Annotated in this window: 15 protein-coding genes and 2 tRNA genes; 8 read left to right on the top strand and 9 right to left on the bottom strand. The window is 69.0% G+C overall.

Features of this window, described 5'->3' with window-relative positions:
• Positions 1–13 precede the first annotated feature (13 nt).
• Together IE660_RS05420 and IE660_RS05415 are read right to left on the bottom strand one after the other, a co-directional pair.
• Positions 14–2,446: a PEP/pyruvate-binding domain-containing protein gene (locus tag IE660_RS05420; protein ID WP_203567301.1), complete on the bottom strand. Its 2,433-nt coding sequence runs from the start codon at positions 2,444–2,446 to the stop codon at positions 14–16.
• The gene (locus tag IE660_RS05415) at positions 2,443–3,054 is read right to left on the bottom strand and encodes a CDP-archaeol synthase (RefSeq protein WP_203567300.1); all 612 of its coding nucleotides are present in this window, start codon (positions 3,052–3,054) and stop codon (positions 2,443–2,445) included. The genes IE660_RS05420 and IE660_RS05415 overlap by 4 nt, the downstream gene beginning before the upstream one ends.
• Before the next feature lie 91 nt (positions 3,055–3,145).
• On the opposite strand from IE660_RS05415, the gene IE660_RS05410 reads away from it, so the two are divergent.
• On the top strand, positions 3,146–3,982 hold the full coding sequence (locus tag IE660_RS05410) for a hypothetical protein (RefSeq protein ID WP_203567299.1): 837 nt from the start codon (positions 3,146–3,148) through the stop codon (positions 3,980–3,982).
• Positions 3,983–4,050: 68 nt separating this feature from the next.
• On the opposite strand, the gene IE660_RS05405 is transcribed toward IE660_RS05410, so the two are convergent.
• The gene (locus IE660_RS05405; protein WP_203567298.1) at positions 4,051–4,512 is read right to left on the bottom strand and encodes an Hsp20/alpha crystallin family protein; all 462 of its coding nucleotides are present in this window, start codon (positions 4,510–4,512) and stop codon (positions 4,051–4,053) included.
• A gap of 156 nt (positions 4,513–4,668) precedes the next feature.
• Here IE660_RS05405 and IE660_RS05400 point away from each other — a divergent pair, with 156 nt between their 5' ends.
• Positions 4,669–4,890 carry a substrate-binding domain-containing protein gene (locus IE660_RS05400; RefSeq protein ID WP_203567297.1) on the top strand — a complete coding sequence of 74 codons (222 nt, stop codon included), beginning with the start codon at positions 4,669–4,671 and terminating at the stop codon, positions 4,888–4,890.
• A gap of 124 nt (positions 4,891–5,014) precedes the next feature.
• On the opposite strand, the gene IE660_RS05395 is transcribed toward IE660_RS05400, so the two are convergent.
• A tRNA-Leu gene (locus IE660_RS05395) sits at positions 5,015–5,096 on the bottom strand.
• Between the two features lie 37 nt (positions 5,097–5,133).
• Positions 5,134–5,613 (bottom strand): thioredoxin-dependent thiol peroxidase, encoded by a 480-nt coding sequence (gene bcp / locus IE660_RS05390; protein ID WP_203567296.1) that lies wholly within the window; start codon positions 5,611–5,613, stop codon positions 5,134–5,136.
• Positions 5,614–5,638: 25 nt separating this feature from the next.
• Here bcp and IE660_RS05385 point away from each other — a divergent pair, with 25 nt between their 5' ends.
• Together IE660_RS05385 and IE660_RS05380 are read left to right on the top strand one after the other, a co-directional pair.
• Positions 5,639–5,953: a DUF3618 domain-containing protein gene (locus IE660_RS05385; protein WP_203567295.1), complete on the top strand. Its 315-nt coding sequence runs from the start codon at positions 5,639–5,641 to the stop codon at positions 5,951–5,953.
• 7 nt (positions 5,954–5,960) lie between these two features.
• Positions 5,961–6,434, top strand: coding sequence for a hypothetical protein (locus IE660_RS05380; RefSeq protein ID WP_203567294.1), 474 nt, complete (start codon positions 5,961–5,963; stop codon positions 6,432–6,434).
• 71 nt (positions 6,435–6,505) lie between these two features.
• Here the strand turns inward: IE660_RS05380 and IE660_RS05375 are convergent.
• The 3 genes from IE660_RS05375 to IE660_RS05365 form a co-directional block, all read right to left on the bottom strand.
• Positions 6,506–6,581, bottom strand: a tRNA-Lys gene (locus IE660_RS05375).
• Positions 6,582–6,657: 76 nt separating this feature from the next.
• A complete protein-coding gene (locus tag IE660_RS05370; protein ID WP_203567293.1) occupies positions 6,658–7,383 on the bottom strand; it encodes a type 1 glutamine amidotransferase in 726 nt (241 codons plus the stop codon).
• Positions 7,380–8,540, bottom strand: coding sequence for a DUF1727 domain-containing protein (locus IE660_RS05365; RefSeq protein WP_328701867.1), 1,161 nt, complete (start codon positions 8,538–8,540; stop codon positions 7,380–7,382). Before IE660_RS05365 ends, IE660_RS05370 begins: the two co-directional genes overlap by 4 nt.
• A gap of 205 nt (positions 8,541–8,745) precedes the next feature.
• On the opposite strand from IE660_RS05365, the gene IE660_RS05360 reads away from it, so the two are divergent.
• Both IE660_RS05360 and IE660_RS05355 read left to right on the top strand, forming a co-directional pair.
• The gene (locus tag IE660_RS05360) at positions 8,746–8,967 is read left to right on the top strand and encodes an NAD-dependent epimerase/dehydratase family protein (RefSeq protein ID WP_203567291.1); all 222 of its coding nucleotides are present in this window, start codon (positions 8,746–8,748) and stop codon (positions 8,965–8,967) included.
• A 21-nt stretch (positions 8,968–8,988) separates the two neighbouring features.
• Positions 8,989–9,546 (top strand): hypothetical protein, encoded by a 558-nt coding sequence (locus IE660_RS05355; RefSeq protein WP_203567290.1) that lies wholly within the window; start codon positions 8,989–8,991, stop codon positions 9,544–9,546.
• Here IE660_RS05355 and IE660_RS05350 read toward each other — a convergent pair.
• A complete protein-coding gene (locus IE660_RS05350; protein ID WP_203567289.1) occupies positions 9,446–10,330 on the bottom strand; it encodes a fructose bisphosphate aldolase in 885 nt (294 codons plus the stop codon). The genes IE660_RS05355 and IE660_RS05350 overlap by 101 nt on opposite strands.
• Positions 10,331–10,917: 587 nt before the next feature.
• On the opposite strand from IE660_RS05350, the gene IE660_RS05345 reads away from it, so the two are divergent.
• Together IE660_RS05345 and IE660_RS15525 are read left to right on the top strand one after the other, a co-directional pair.
• Positions 10,918–11,985 carry a TerC family protein gene (locus tag IE660_RS05345; protein ID WP_203567288.1) on the top strand — a complete coding sequence of 356 codons (1,068 nt, stop codon included), beginning with the start codon at positions 10,918–10,920 and terminating at the stop codon, positions 11,983–11,985.
• 6 nt (positions 11,986–11,991) lie between these two features.
• The gene (locus IE660_RS15525; RefSeq protein WP_207730996.1) at positions 11,992–12,327 is read left to right on the top strand and encodes a MarR family transcriptional regulator; all 336 of its coding nucleotides are present in this window, start codon (positions 11,992–11,994) and stop codon (positions 12,325–12,327) included.
• The last annotated feature ends 11 nt before the right edge of the window (positions 12,328–12,338 follow it).

The following is a 12,338-nucleotide window of genomic DNA, read 5'->3' as shown; positions in this document are numbered from 1 at the left end:
CAAGCGTGGCACATCAGAGGTGGATGACCACCTCACCAGAGCTGCCATCGACGGTGATCGTGGCCCCGTCGGGCACGTGCCGCATCGCGTCGTGCAGGGCGACCACGCAAGGAATGCCGTACTCGCGGCTGACGATCGAGGCGTGGCACAGCACCCCGCCGTACTCGGTGACCACCGCCTGCACCAGGGCGAACTTGCCGGTCCAGCCGGTGTCGGTGAACCGGGTGACCAGGATGTCGCCCGGCTGGATGCGGTCGACCTCCTCCAGGCCCTGCACGACCCGTGCAGTGCCGGTGACCCGCCCGGGAGAGGCGCCCAGCCCGACCAGCGTCCCGTCGCCGGAGGCGGTTGCGGCCTCAACTTGGGCGTCGAAGCTGCGGCCCAACTCGTTCGGCGGGGTGAATTGGCGGAACGAGTCGTGGTAGCGACGGTGCCTGGCGACCCGACGCCGCAAGTGGTCGGCGTCGAGGCGCCCCTCGAGGTGGTCGGTGACCTCGGTGACGGTGGTGAACCAGATGTCGTCGACCTGGTCGAGCGTGCCGGCCTCGGCTAGGTGTGACGACAACTGCAGGCAGGCCTGGCGCAGCAGGTGGTAGTAGCGGGTGGAGGTGTCGCGCAGTTCCTCGCGCCACCACAGCATCGTCCGGGTGCGCTCGACCGTCCGGGCGAACCGTGCCCTCCGCCAGCGCGGCAGCGACGACAGGCCCTGCGCCAGGGTCTGGGTGTACGTCGACTCCAGCCGGGCCCGGTCGTGGTCGGGGGAGTAGGAGTCGTCGAGGGCGACCGTGTCGGCGACCATGGTGACCACCGCCAGGTGGTCCTGGTCGAAGTTCGGGTGGGTGATGTCGAGTTCGCGCACCGAGTGGTGACCGTGCTCGGCGATGATCGCGCGCACCTCGTCCAGGTGGTGGCGTTGGTCACCGGCGTCGAGCGCCTCGACGATCTGTTCGCGCGGGGTGGTCGTCCACCAGGCCAGGGATGCCGGGTCGTCGTGGATGGCGCGGCTGGTCGTCCACGCGTCGTGGAAGGGACGAAGGTGCGAGACCACCGGCAGCCCCGAGATCAGGTGGAAGTAGCCGACGTCACCGACCACCTTCTGGATGCGTTCGCGGGCAAGTTGCTGGTGGATGGTGTTGAGGAAGATCTGCCAGAAGTAGGTGCCCTCGCTGCGCTGGTAGTCGTGGTGGACGAGCCTGCGCCACAACGCAGCGGTCTGGTCAGGGCCGGGACGGGTGTCGAGTTCTGTCTGCACCTGGTCGGCGCGCGCGAGCAGGTCGGCCTGGGTCTGTTCGACGGTGTCGCGGTGCTCGGTCAGGATCGAGCGTTGCCGCCAGGCCACCTGGGCGATCCGGGCCAGGGTGCGGGGCGTGGTCGGTGTGGTGGCGCCTGGTCCGGCGTAGGTGACCCGCACCCCGAGTTCCTCGTCGAACTGCCGCTCGACGTAGCCGGGAACGACCGCCATCGCCTGCTTGACCACCGACAGGTTCCAGTAGGGCCGGCCAAAGAACATCCGGCCCAGTTGGCGCAGGTCGTCGCGCGTGAGCAGCGCCGAGTCGAGCATGAACCTGGCCAGCCAGCGCTCCCAGATCGACTCGTACAGGCTCCACATCATCGGGGTGCAGACCGTTGACGAGACCCCACCGTCCTTGAAGTCGGCGTTCGTCCACTGGTCGGTGATGCCGGCGTGGTGCACCCGCGTGATCGGACGAGCCTGCAGCAGGTGCACCCGAGGCTGGTCGGCGGCGCCGGTGATGGCGAACTCGAGGTCGCAGGGGTGGCCCAGGTGGGTCTGCACGGCCAGGGTCAGCTCGACCACCGCTGCCTGCTGGGCGGGTGACAACAGGTCGGTGGTCTCGACCGAGGTGGCGTGCCACCAGTCGTCGACGAACCGCTCGGGGCGCACCTGACCCGACACCAGCGCCTCACCGAGGCCTTCGACCACCTCGACGACCACCTCGGTGTCCGCGCCGGTCAGCGGGTTGATGCTGAACGCCACACCGGCATGGCTGGCCGGCACCATCTGCTGCACCAGCACGCAGAACTGGCCGTCGCTGGTCAGCCCGTGGTCGGTGCGATAGGTGAGCACGGCCTCCGATCGGGCCGAGGCGCGACACTCCAGCGCGGCCTCGAGCACGCCATCGGCGGGCACGTCGAGCAGCGTGCGGTACTGCCCGGCGAAGGACAGGTCGTCCAGGTCTTCATCGGCCGACGACGAGCGCACCGCGAACAGCGTGCCCGGCTCCCACCGGGCGAGCTGGCCTGCCAGGTCGGCGGCCCACTGCTCGCGCACCGCCGGCTCGTCCTCCACGCGACGCAACCACGTGTCGGTGAGGACGAATCCGTCCGGCACGTCGAAGCCCGCAGCCATGAGGTCCGCCAGGCCCTGGGCCTTGCGGCCCAAATCCTGGTCGGGGTGGTCGGCGGCCTCGCCCAGACCGACGATCACAGCGGGTGCTTCCGCAGGCCGACGGCGTACAGCAGCAGGTTCAAGACCAGGTGGGTGAGGCCGCCCAGGGCGATGATCGCGACGAACATCGCGCCCGAGACTGGAGCCAACAGCGCCAGCACCACCGCGCAGCCGACCACGGAGTCGATCTGGTCGAGTACCACGAACAGCGGCCGCCAGGCTCCGGCGTGGGTGTGGCCGGGGGTGATCCCGACCCGGCGCTTGAGCCACGAGTTGGGCAGTTCGAGCAAGCCGTAGGCCAGGCCGAGAAGCCCGCCGGTCAGGGCGTGCCAGGCTGGGGTCGAGGCGTGGTCGAGCAGGAACAGGTTGTTGCGCCCGATCGCGTTGCCCTCACCGAGGGCACCCCACGCCAGTCCGGCGAGCACCCCGAGCACGGTCACGCCGAGCAGGCCCTTCCAGGTCTTGTTGTCGCCGAACAGGCGTCGCCCGTCACGCAGCACGCGCCCTGCGTCGATCGGGCCCCACGAGCGCAGCCACGGGGTCTTCACCCACGCCATGTTGAGCACGGCGGCGATGATCGCCGGGGTGAGGCTGGCGTAGACCTGGGCCAGGCCGGTCAGCATCGTGGCCTCGCCGAGGTGGGACACATGTCCCCCAGTGTGCCCTGCGCCGGGCTCGTCCGACCTTGCCAGCACGCCGTGGACTGCGAGACTGTGACGCTCGAACAGGAGGGGTGCGATGCAGGTGCTGGGATGCGAGATCAACCAGGCCCGGATCGAGGGTTGGGTGCGCAGACTCGTGCCCGCGCGCCAGCCGTTCGTCGTGGACGACGACCTTGTCGCCGGACGCGACGTTGACCTCGACCAGCGCCCCGGAATGGACGACCTCGACACCTTCCTGCTCTACGGCAAGCGCCGGTTGTGGTGGCTGACCGAGGACGAGTTCAGCGCCCTCGACGCTGCTCTGCGAGCGCGCCTGGTGCGCCATCAGGCTGCGGTCGGACGAGGGGAGGTCCCATCCGTGCGGTCGGCGCCTGCCCAGGTCCGAGAGGCGGCGAGGGCGCAGGCCGACGGTCACCGGTTCGTCTGGTGGCCCCACCTGGTGGCCCCGGTGGCCGACGAGGTGGTGCTGGAGTTCGTCCGCCGCGGCTGGCCCGACTCGCTTCCGCTCGAGCGCGTCGACTGGGCCAGGGCGGCGAAGCGGCTACCGGGAGCCCAGGCTCTGGCCGGTACCTTCGCTGAACGGTCCGGCGCCAACTGCTTCGCCACGGTGATGGCTGCGGCCGGTGCGGACGTCGCCGATGAGTGGACCCAGGTCGACGATTTCGAGGCGTGGCTCGCCGCCCGCTGCCGACCCGTGGCGACGGCGCGCTGGGACGACCAGCCGGGCACCGTCCTGGTCTGGCGTGAAGCCGGGCACGCGGCGCACGCAGCGGTCACCGTGGGCGGCGGCCTCGCCCTGAACAAGCCCAGCCAAGCCTGGTACACGCCACGGTTCCTGTGGCCGGTGGCGAGGGTGGTGGCTCGGTCGCGGTTTCCTGGTGGACGACTCGAGCGGCACCGTCTGGCGGACTGACGCCAGATGAGGCTCGGCCCCGACCGGGGTGGGTCGAGGCCGAGCCAGCGAGGGGGAGGGGTGGGCGATCAGGCCTGCTGCTCGTCCTGACCGGAGGGGGCGTCGTCGACGACGGTGCCCTCGATCTGGCGCCCTTGTCCGGTGTGCTGCACCTGGATCTTGCGCGGCTTCGCGGTCTCGGCCACGGGGATGGTCAGCGTGAGCACGCCGTCGGAGTAGTCGGCGCCGATCTGGTCGGTGGCCAGACCACGCCCGAGCGTGAGCTGTCGGGCAAAGGTGCCGACCGCACGCTCGCGAGCCAGCCACTGCGCACCGTCGGGAGCACCCGAGGTGCGCTCGGCACGGATGGTGACGGTTGCCCCGTCCATGTCGATGTCGATGGTCGACGGGTCGACGCCGGGCAGGTCGACCGCCACCACGAAGGTGTCGCCGTCGCGGTAGAGGTCCATCGGCATGGCCGCGGCCACGGGGGTACGGGTGACGTCGCTGAGCAGGCGATCCACTTCACGGAACGGATCGAAACGAGCCATGATGCTTCCTTCCTGGGAGGAATCGGGCTGGTCGGCCATCGACCAGCGTCACCAAGTTGAGCGTCCTCGACTCAAGGTGTATTCCCCGAAGGGGAGTGTCGTTCGCTGTGGGCGAACACGGCGGCGCCGCGGCGCAGTCGGATCACCAAGAGCGGCTTGGTCGCGGTCTCGCGGGCCCGTGTCGGTGATGACCTGACGGCGGTCTACGCCCACTGCGACCAGGTCGGACGACGCTTCGTCCGCGCCGTCGAGCAGCGCGGGTTGCGGATCGGTGCCGACGTCTCTCTGGTCGTCCACGACGACGAGCAGGCTGACTGGGAGCCGACTCCGTTGGACGCGGGCAGCCCACCCAAGACGTGGGTGGGACGGCTGGCCTGAAAGCTCGCCGTCGACCTGGTCAGGCACCCCGCCGTGGAAGGGCCGTTGAAGCACGTCAGTCTGCAGCCACGGCTGGTCGTCCCGGGTTCGACGGCCCCGCCGCTCGGGCGCGCGAACTGATGGGTACCGGAGAAGGGACTCGAACCCTCACGCCTTGCGGCACAGGAACCTAAATCCTGCGTGTCTGCCAGTTCCACCACTCCGGTCGGGCGTCCTCAAGCCTACTGGCGCCGAGCAGCCCGATCAGATGCCGAGGTCACGCTTGAGCTTGTCGACGTGACCAGTGGCCTTCACGTTGTACTGGGCCACCTGGATAGTGCCGTTGCCGTCGTCGTCCACCTCGATCACGAAGGTGGAACGGATCACGCCCTCGACTTCCTTGCCGTAGAGCATCCGCTTGCCGTAGGTGCCGTAGGCGTCGTGGACGACGCGGTCGGGGTCGGCCAGCAGCGGGATGCCCAGGGCCTCCTTCTCGCGGAACGTGGCCAGCTTCTCGACGGTGTCGGGGCTGATCCCGACCACCGCGTAGCCGGCGCGCTCGAACTCCGAGACCGCAGCGGTGAAGTCGATCGCCTGGATGGTGCAGCCCGGGGTCATCGCGGCGGGGTAGAAGTAGACGACCACCCGACGGCCGGCGAAGTCCGACAGCGACACGTCCTGACCCTGGGCGTCCTTCAGCGTGAAGGACGGGGCAGGGGAACCGATCTCAAGGCGGGTGCTCATGGGGCCAACGATATAGGCTCCTCGCATGGCCCAGACCAGCAAGGACACCCGCTCCATCGACCAGATCCGCGCCGACATCTCGGCAGCCCGCTCACGCATGGCAGCCAGCGTCGAAGGGCTGGTCGAACAGGTGCATCCCACTGCGGTCAAGCAGCGCACGGTCAACGACGCCAAGAGCTTCGCCCAGGACGAGTTCACGAACCTGAAGTCGCAGGTCAAGGACGATGACGGCTGGCGAACCGACCGGCTCGTGATCGTCGGGGGAGCCCTGCTCGGTGTGGCCACCTTCCTGCTGACGGTGCGCGCCATCGTGGGCAGGATCAAGAAGTCGCGAGCCTGACCCGCCGATGAGCGAGACCCGACGAAGTGCCTCGCTGGGCCTGAGACTGGCATTGTGGAGCGGCATCATCGCACTGCTCGCCATCGTGGTGATCGTGGCTGCCCTGGTCGGCGTCGACCGGTTCGCACCCTCGAGCCTCGACATGCTGCCGGTGCGCGCCATGGTCATCGGCTTCGGTGCCGCCGGTGCTGCCGCCGTGATCGGCATGAAGCGTCGCAACGTGATCAACCACCATCCGCCGGACGGCCTCGACCTGGCGCCCAATGTCTGGGCGCACCTCGCCCCGTGGGCGGTCATCGCCGGGCTGGCGATCGGGTGGGGGCTACGGCACGCCGCCGACGCTGTCGACGTGGGCATCGACAACTGGTTGGCCGTCGCGACCGTCGTGGTCACCCTGGTGGCCGGGCTGGCCACCCTGTTCGGTGAGCTCAGCGCTTTGCGTGAACGAGCCACCGCCGCTCCGGCCTGGAGCACGGACTGATCCCTCGCCACCCTCCGGATCCCGCACAACAGCAGCGGCCCCCGACCGAAGTCGGGGGCCACTGTTGGTGGTGGTACACCTCCAGGGACTCGAACCCTGAACCCGCTGATTAAGAGTCAGCTGCTCTGCCAGTTGAGCTAGAGGTGCGCGACAAGAAAGTCTAGAGCATCTGCGCGACGGACGCGAAATCGACTCCGCGGCTGTGGTGACACCCCCCGGGAGGTCACCGTGCGCCGCGCTGCACCGCCTCGATCCGCTGCTCGCGCAGCCGCTCGATCTCGGGCTTGTCCAGCGGCTCGAGGGTGGTGCCGGTGGCCAGTTCGAGCAGGTGGTCGGCCAGGTCGGGATTGCGGGCCAGCACCGGGCCGTGCGGGTAGGTCCCGATCACTCGTCCCTGCACCGCACCCTCTGACCCGTCGTTGGCGTTGCCGACGCCGACCACCACCCTGGCCAGGGGGTTGGCGTCCTGACCGAGCGTGGTGTAGCCGCCGTGGTTCTCGAAACCGGTGATCAGGCTGGTCGTCCCATCCGCGCGGCTCCAGCGGGTCAGGATCTCGCCGACCGCCCGCTGGGGGCCGCGTTCGGTGGTGACGTCGAGCAGGCCCAGCCCCTCGATCACCTCGTCCCGGTCGCCGACGGTGAAGGTCTTGCCGCAGATCTGGTACCCGGCGCAGACCGCGAACAGCACCGCCCCCTCGTCCAGCCCGCGGAACAGGTTGCCGTCGGTCTGCAGCGCCGAGACCGCCGACACCTGGGCCATGTCCTCACCGCCCCCGAGCAGGTAGATCGAGGCGTCGGCCGGCACGGCGTCACCGGGCTCGACCACGACCAACTCGTGGTCGATGCCGCGCCACTGCAGGCGCTTGCCCAGCACCGTGGCGTTGCCGCGGTCGCCGTAGATCCCCAGCAGGGACTGGTAGACCAGGGCGATCTTGACCGGTCGAGTCATGCCAGGCCTCCCAGCTTGCGAAGCTGTTGGAACGGGGTGTAGGTCGACACCACGTCGACGGGTTGGTCGAGCCCGGCGAGCCAGGGGTGGGCGAAGGCGGTGGCGAGGTCCTCGACGACTGCCACGTCCTCGACTTCGGCATAGGCCAACCGCACGGCCATGTCCTGGGCGCGGGGTCCGGTGGCGATCACGCGGCGTCCCACCAACTGCTCGTAGGCCACGTCCCACATCCACGACACGTCGCGTCCATCGGCGGCTGCGGCATTGATGGCGAGGACGACCGGGTCGCTGGTGGCCAGCGGCAGCGACTCGGCCCAGCCCGCCGGGTTCTTGGCCAGCAGCAACCGGGCCGAGGTGCCGCTGATGGTGGTGGTGGCGAAGCGTCCGGCAGGCGCGGTGACGGTGGCCATGCCTTCCAGCGCCTCGCGTGGCGGCACGCCCATGATCCGGGCGGCGGCGAAGGCGCAGGCGGCGTTGGCGCGGTTGAAGCGACCAGGCACCTGCAACTCGAGCGTCCAGGAGTGCCCATTGGGGTCTGAGACGGTGTCGCCATCGACCCGGTAATCGGGTTGGGGTTGGGTCAGTTCGCAGGCCGGGCAGTCCCAGTGCCCTCGGCCGTCGACCTGACGGTGGGTGAGCACCGCGCCACAACCGGGGCACAGGGCCGCGTCCTGGCCCCAGACGTCACCAGTGTCGATCCAGACCACCCGGCGGGCGGGTTGAGCCGACCAGACCACCAGCGGGTCACAGGCATTGGCGACGACCACCGGGCCGGCGTCACCGGCCTTGGTCAGGGCGTCGCGCCAGCCCCTGCCCAGCGCCTTGATCTCGTGATGGCGGTCGAGTTGGTCGCGGCTGAAGTTGAGCAGAACCAGCACCTCGGGATCGCCCTTGTCGACCACGCTCGGCACGACCCGTTCGTCGGTCTCGAGCACCGCCACCAGGGCCCTGCGGTGCTCGGAGAGGGCCGAGGCGATGCCGTGGTGCAGGTTGGCGCCGTCGGCGTTGGTGACCACGTCTTCGTCGTCGGCGGCCACCCGCCTCAGGGCAGCGGTGAGCAGGTGGGTGGTGGTGGTCTTGCCGTTGGTCCCCGAGACGCAGGCGATGCGACGCCCGGCCAGCAGCGTGGCGAAGGCACTCGGATCGAGCTTGAGCATCACCTGACCGCGGATCGAGGCGCCCGAGCCGCGTCCGGCCAGCCGGGAGGCGGTGGCAGCGGCGCGACCGGCCAGCGTCGCCACCTGCAGCCGGAACCGACTGAAGATGCCGGGGGTGAACCTCGTGCTGCGGTGTCGGGGTACGGCCATGCCGCACATTCTGGCAGAGGCGGCCGCGTGCACCCCAGACCGTAGTGTTCGCGTCGTGAAGGTCGTCATCCTGGGAGGCAGTGGGCTGCTCGGCCAGCACACGGCGGCCGAACTGGTGCGCCGCGGGCACAGCGTCAGGCTGGTCGGCCGACAGAGTTGCCTCGACTGGCTGCCCGGCCTGGGGGACGACCACCACGATCAGCGGGTGCTCGACGTGTGGTCGGCGGACGGGCCGCAGTTGCTTGGAGTGTTCGAGGGGGCCGACGCCTGCGTGTAGGCACTCGGCCCCGACGACGGCGTGCCCCACCCCATCGCGGCAGGGGAGTACCTGCAGCGACAGCTCGTCGACCAGACCGGACGAGTGCTCGCCCTGGCCCGGCGCGCCGGAGTGCAGCGGGCGGTGGTGCTCGGATCGTACTTCGCCACCTGGCACCGGATGCGTCCCGACCTCGACCTGGCCAGCAAGCACAGCGACGTGCAGGCCAGGCTCGACCAGGCCGAGGTGGCCATCGACACAGGCGCCGGAAGAGTCGTCGGAGGCATGGACGTCAGCGTGCTCGAGATCCCCTTCGTGTTCGGGACCGTGCCCGGCAGGGTGCCGATGCGGAAGGAGTGGCTGTTCGGCCGGATCGCCGCCGTGCCCATGGCGATGCACCCCTGCCAAAGCAGCAGCGCCGTGACCGCCCTGCAGGTGGGCCAAGCGGCGGCCGGGGCCCTCGAGGCCGGCATCGTCCGGATGGGTCGACCAGCAGGACTCAGCCGGGCTGCACCGACGCCTGGTAGATGCTCTCGATCGAGTCGTCCAGCGCGGCGTCGAACTCCTCGTCCGACTGCTGCGCGGTCAGCCCTTCGGTGAGGGCGCGCGAGAAGCTCGCCACCATGCCGTGCTGACGTGCCAATCGCGCGTTCGCCTCGGCCCGGCTGTAACCGCCCGACAGCGCGAACACCCGCAGCACCCGCGGGTCGTCGACCAGGTCGCGGTAGAGGTCGTCGACCTCGGGCAGGGTCAGCTTGAACATCACCACCTGGCCCTCGGGAACCCCGTCGAGGTGGGTGAGCAGGGCGTCGTGCAACTGCTCCTCGGCCTCGGCCTTGAGCGGGCTCCTGATGTCGACCTCGGGTTCCAGGATCGGGACGAGCCCGTGGGCCAGCACGTGTCGTCCGATGTCGAACTGCTGCTCGACCACGGCCATCAGGCCAGGGCCGGGCTCGTCGACGACCGAGCGCATCTTGGTGCCGAACACCCCCTGGGCCAGTGCTTCAGGGAGCACCTCGTCCAGGTCGGTGATCGGCTTCATCAGCCGAGCCCCGGCCTCGTGGTCGGCCAGACCCTTGTCGATCTTGAGGATCGGCACCACGTTCTTGACGTTCCACAGGTAGTCGGCGGTGGGTCTTCCGTCGACCTCACGGCCCAGGGTGTCCTGGAACAGGATCGCTCCCAGCACCCGGTCACCGTCGAAGCTCGGGCTGGTCATGATCCTGGCCCGCATCTGGTGGACCTGCTCGAACATCTCGGCGTCGTCGGCCCAGGAATCGACGCCGTAGCGCTTGAGGGCTCCGGGGGTACTGCCACCGCTCTGGTCGAGCGCGGCGATGAAGCCCTTCGCGTCCTTCATCTTGGTGAACTGAGCCTCGTTCATGACACTGTCCCTTCCTCGTCCGGAGCCGGACTGGATGGGTGACGTCGTGTGTCCGACTCCCACCTCCATCGTCCCACGAGCCTGCTCCCGAGCCGACGGCGGGGCGGGTCGACGCCCGCCGCGCGGGCTGGGGCGGCGGCCCACCCCGCAGGGGGGTGATCCACCGGAGCGAAAGGTGGTACCTGACCACCCGCTCCCCTTGACCCCACCGGCCAGGGCCGGTCACGCGGGGTCGTCAGGTGGAAGCCCGCCCTGAACGCCTTCGCGATCACCTTCGCAGGCAGGCTCGAAAGGACCACCCCACTAGAAACCGCCGGGCCCCACACACCGTTGATCCGACAGACCCCGATCCGCGCAGGAGAAGCTGGGCGCAGACGGCAGATCAGGAAGCCTCGACGATTCTGCAACCCCTCGGCTTCTTTGTCGTCTTGCGCGCAACACATGAAGTCTGCTTCACTAGTTCCATTGGAGGGGAGTATCCCCGAGCGCTTCGTCGCCATTTCGACACCCCCGCGGGTGTCCGGCGGGCGGGCCCGACCACCGGACTGGGAAAGACCTCCGCTCGGATCGATCGGAGTGTTCTTGTCATGGATGTCTCGTTCTGGGTGTGGGCGGCGGTGCTGGGCTTCATCGTCGCCATGCTCGCTCTCGACCTGTTCGCTCACCGTCATGCCCACGTGATCGGCGTGCGGGAGGCGGCGTCGTGGTCGGCGGTGTGGGTGATGTTCGGGGTCGCGTTTGGCGTCTTGATCTGGATCGGCTACGGCGCCGAGCTGGGCCAGCAGTACTTCGCCGGCTACCTCATCGAGAAGTCGCTGGCAGTCGACAACGTCTTTGTCTGGGCGATCATCTTCAGCTACTTCGCCGTACCGCGGGAGTACCAGCACCGGGTGCTGTTCCTCGGTGTCTTGGGTGCACTCGTCTTCCGCGGCATCTTCATCGCCCTCGGCGCGGTCCTCATCGCCAACTTCTCCTGGGTACTCTACATTTTCGCCGTGTTCCTGCTGTGGACCGGATATCGGATGATCCGCCAACGCAACGAGCACCTCGATCCCGACAAGTCGCGCGCCCTGCGGATGTTCCGCCGGTGGGTGCCGATGACCGACGCCTACCACGGGCAGCACTTCCTCATCCGCAAGGCAGGAATGGTCATGGCCACCCCGTTGCTGGCTGTCCTGGTGCTGGTGGAGGTCACCGACATCGTCTTCGCGGTCGACTCCATCCCGGCGATCTTCGCGGTGACCTCTGAGCCCTTCCTGGTGTTCACTGCCAACGCCTTCGCGATCTTGGGACTGCGGGCGATGTACTTCCTGCTCGCCGACCTCATCCACCGCTTCGTCTACCTCAAGATCGGCCTCGCCCTGGTGCTGATCTGGGTGGGGATCAAGATGATGCTCAAGGTGGATCTGTTCTACGTCCCCACGCCCCTGTCCCTGGCCATCGTCGCGACCATCATCGGTGTATCGATCGTGGCGAGCCTGCGCGCCACCCGCGGCCAGGGCCGCCAGGCCCTGCCGGCGTCAGCCACCGCACCGTTCCGACTCGCCACCGAAGAGGAAATCGCCGCCTGCGAACCCGTCTGGCGGTGGCACCCCCGCCCGGGCAAGCCCGCGGCACAGAGCACGACCAACCCGGACGACCGCGAAGGGGAGTGAACACTCATGGGCATCAGTGAGCTGCCCCACCTCCACCAACCCACCGTGCCGAACGGTCCGCGACGTCGGCCCGAGTGGACCTTCCTGACCAACCACGGCCACGTTCTGCTCGCCGTGGCGGCAGCTCCCGACGCGCGGCTCAGCGACATCGCCGCCCAGGTCGGAATCACCACCCGCGCGACCTTGGCCATTCTTCACGACCTCGAAGCGGCCAACTACGTGGCGCGCACGCGCATCGGGCGGCGAACTCACTACACCGTCAACTACCACGGGCACTTCCGACACCCGGCCACTGCCACCCACGAGATCGGCGAGCTGATGGCCATCTTCACCGACCGCTGACGAACCCACCG

Source organism: Aestuariimicrobium ganziense, from assembly GCF_015352975.1.
Lineage (GTDB): Bacteria > Actinomycetota > Actinomycetes > Propionibacteriales > Propionibacteriaceae > Aestuariimicrobium > Aestuariimicrobium ganziense.
This window is presented reverse-complemented; position numbering and strand designations above follow the sequence as displayed.

Excerpts from the sequence above, each read along its gene's own strand:
- IE660_RS05410 (WP_203567299.1), top strand. The coding sequence starts at position 3,146 with ATGCAGGTGCTGGGATGCGAGATCAACCAGGCCCGGATCGAGGGTTGG.
- IE660_RS05405 (WP_203567298.1), bottom strand. The coding sequence starts at position 4,512 with ATGGCTCGTTTCGATCCGTTCCGTGAAGTGGATCGCCTGCTCAGCGAC.
- bcp (WP_203567296.1), bottom strand. The coding sequence starts at position 5,613 with ATGAGCACCCGCCTTGAGATCGGTTCCCCTGCCCCGTCCTTCACGCTG.
- IE660_RS05385 (WP_203567295.1), top strand. The coding sequence starts at position 5,639 with ATGGCCCAGACCAGCAAGGACACCCGCTCCATCGACCAGATCCGCGCC.
- IE660_RS05380 (WP_203567294.1), top strand. The coding sequence starts at position 5,961 with ATGAGCGAGACCCGACGAAGTGCCTCGCTGGGCCTGAGACTGGCATTG.
- IE660_RS05370 (WP_203567293.1), bottom strand. The coding sequence starts at position 7,383 with ATGACTCGACCGGTCAAGATCGCCCTGGTCTACCAGTCCCTGCTGGGG.
- IE660_RS05365 (WP_328701867.1), bottom strand. The coding sequence starts at position 8,540 with ATGCTCAAGCTCGATCCGAGTGCCTTCGCCACGCTGCTGGCCGGGCGT.
- IE660_RS05350 (WP_203567289.1), bottom strand. The coding sequence starts at position 10,330 with ATGAACGAGGCTCAGTTCACCAAGATGAAGGACGCGAAGGGCTTCATC.
- IE660_RS05345 (WP_203567288.1), top strand. The coding sequence starts at position 10,918 with ATGGATGTCTCGTTCTGGGTGTGGGCGGCGGTGCTGGGCTTCATCGTC.
- IE660_RS15525 (WP_207730996.1), top strand. The coding sequence starts at position 11,992 with ATGGGCATCAGTGAGCTGCCCCACCTCCACCAACCCACCGTGCCGAAC.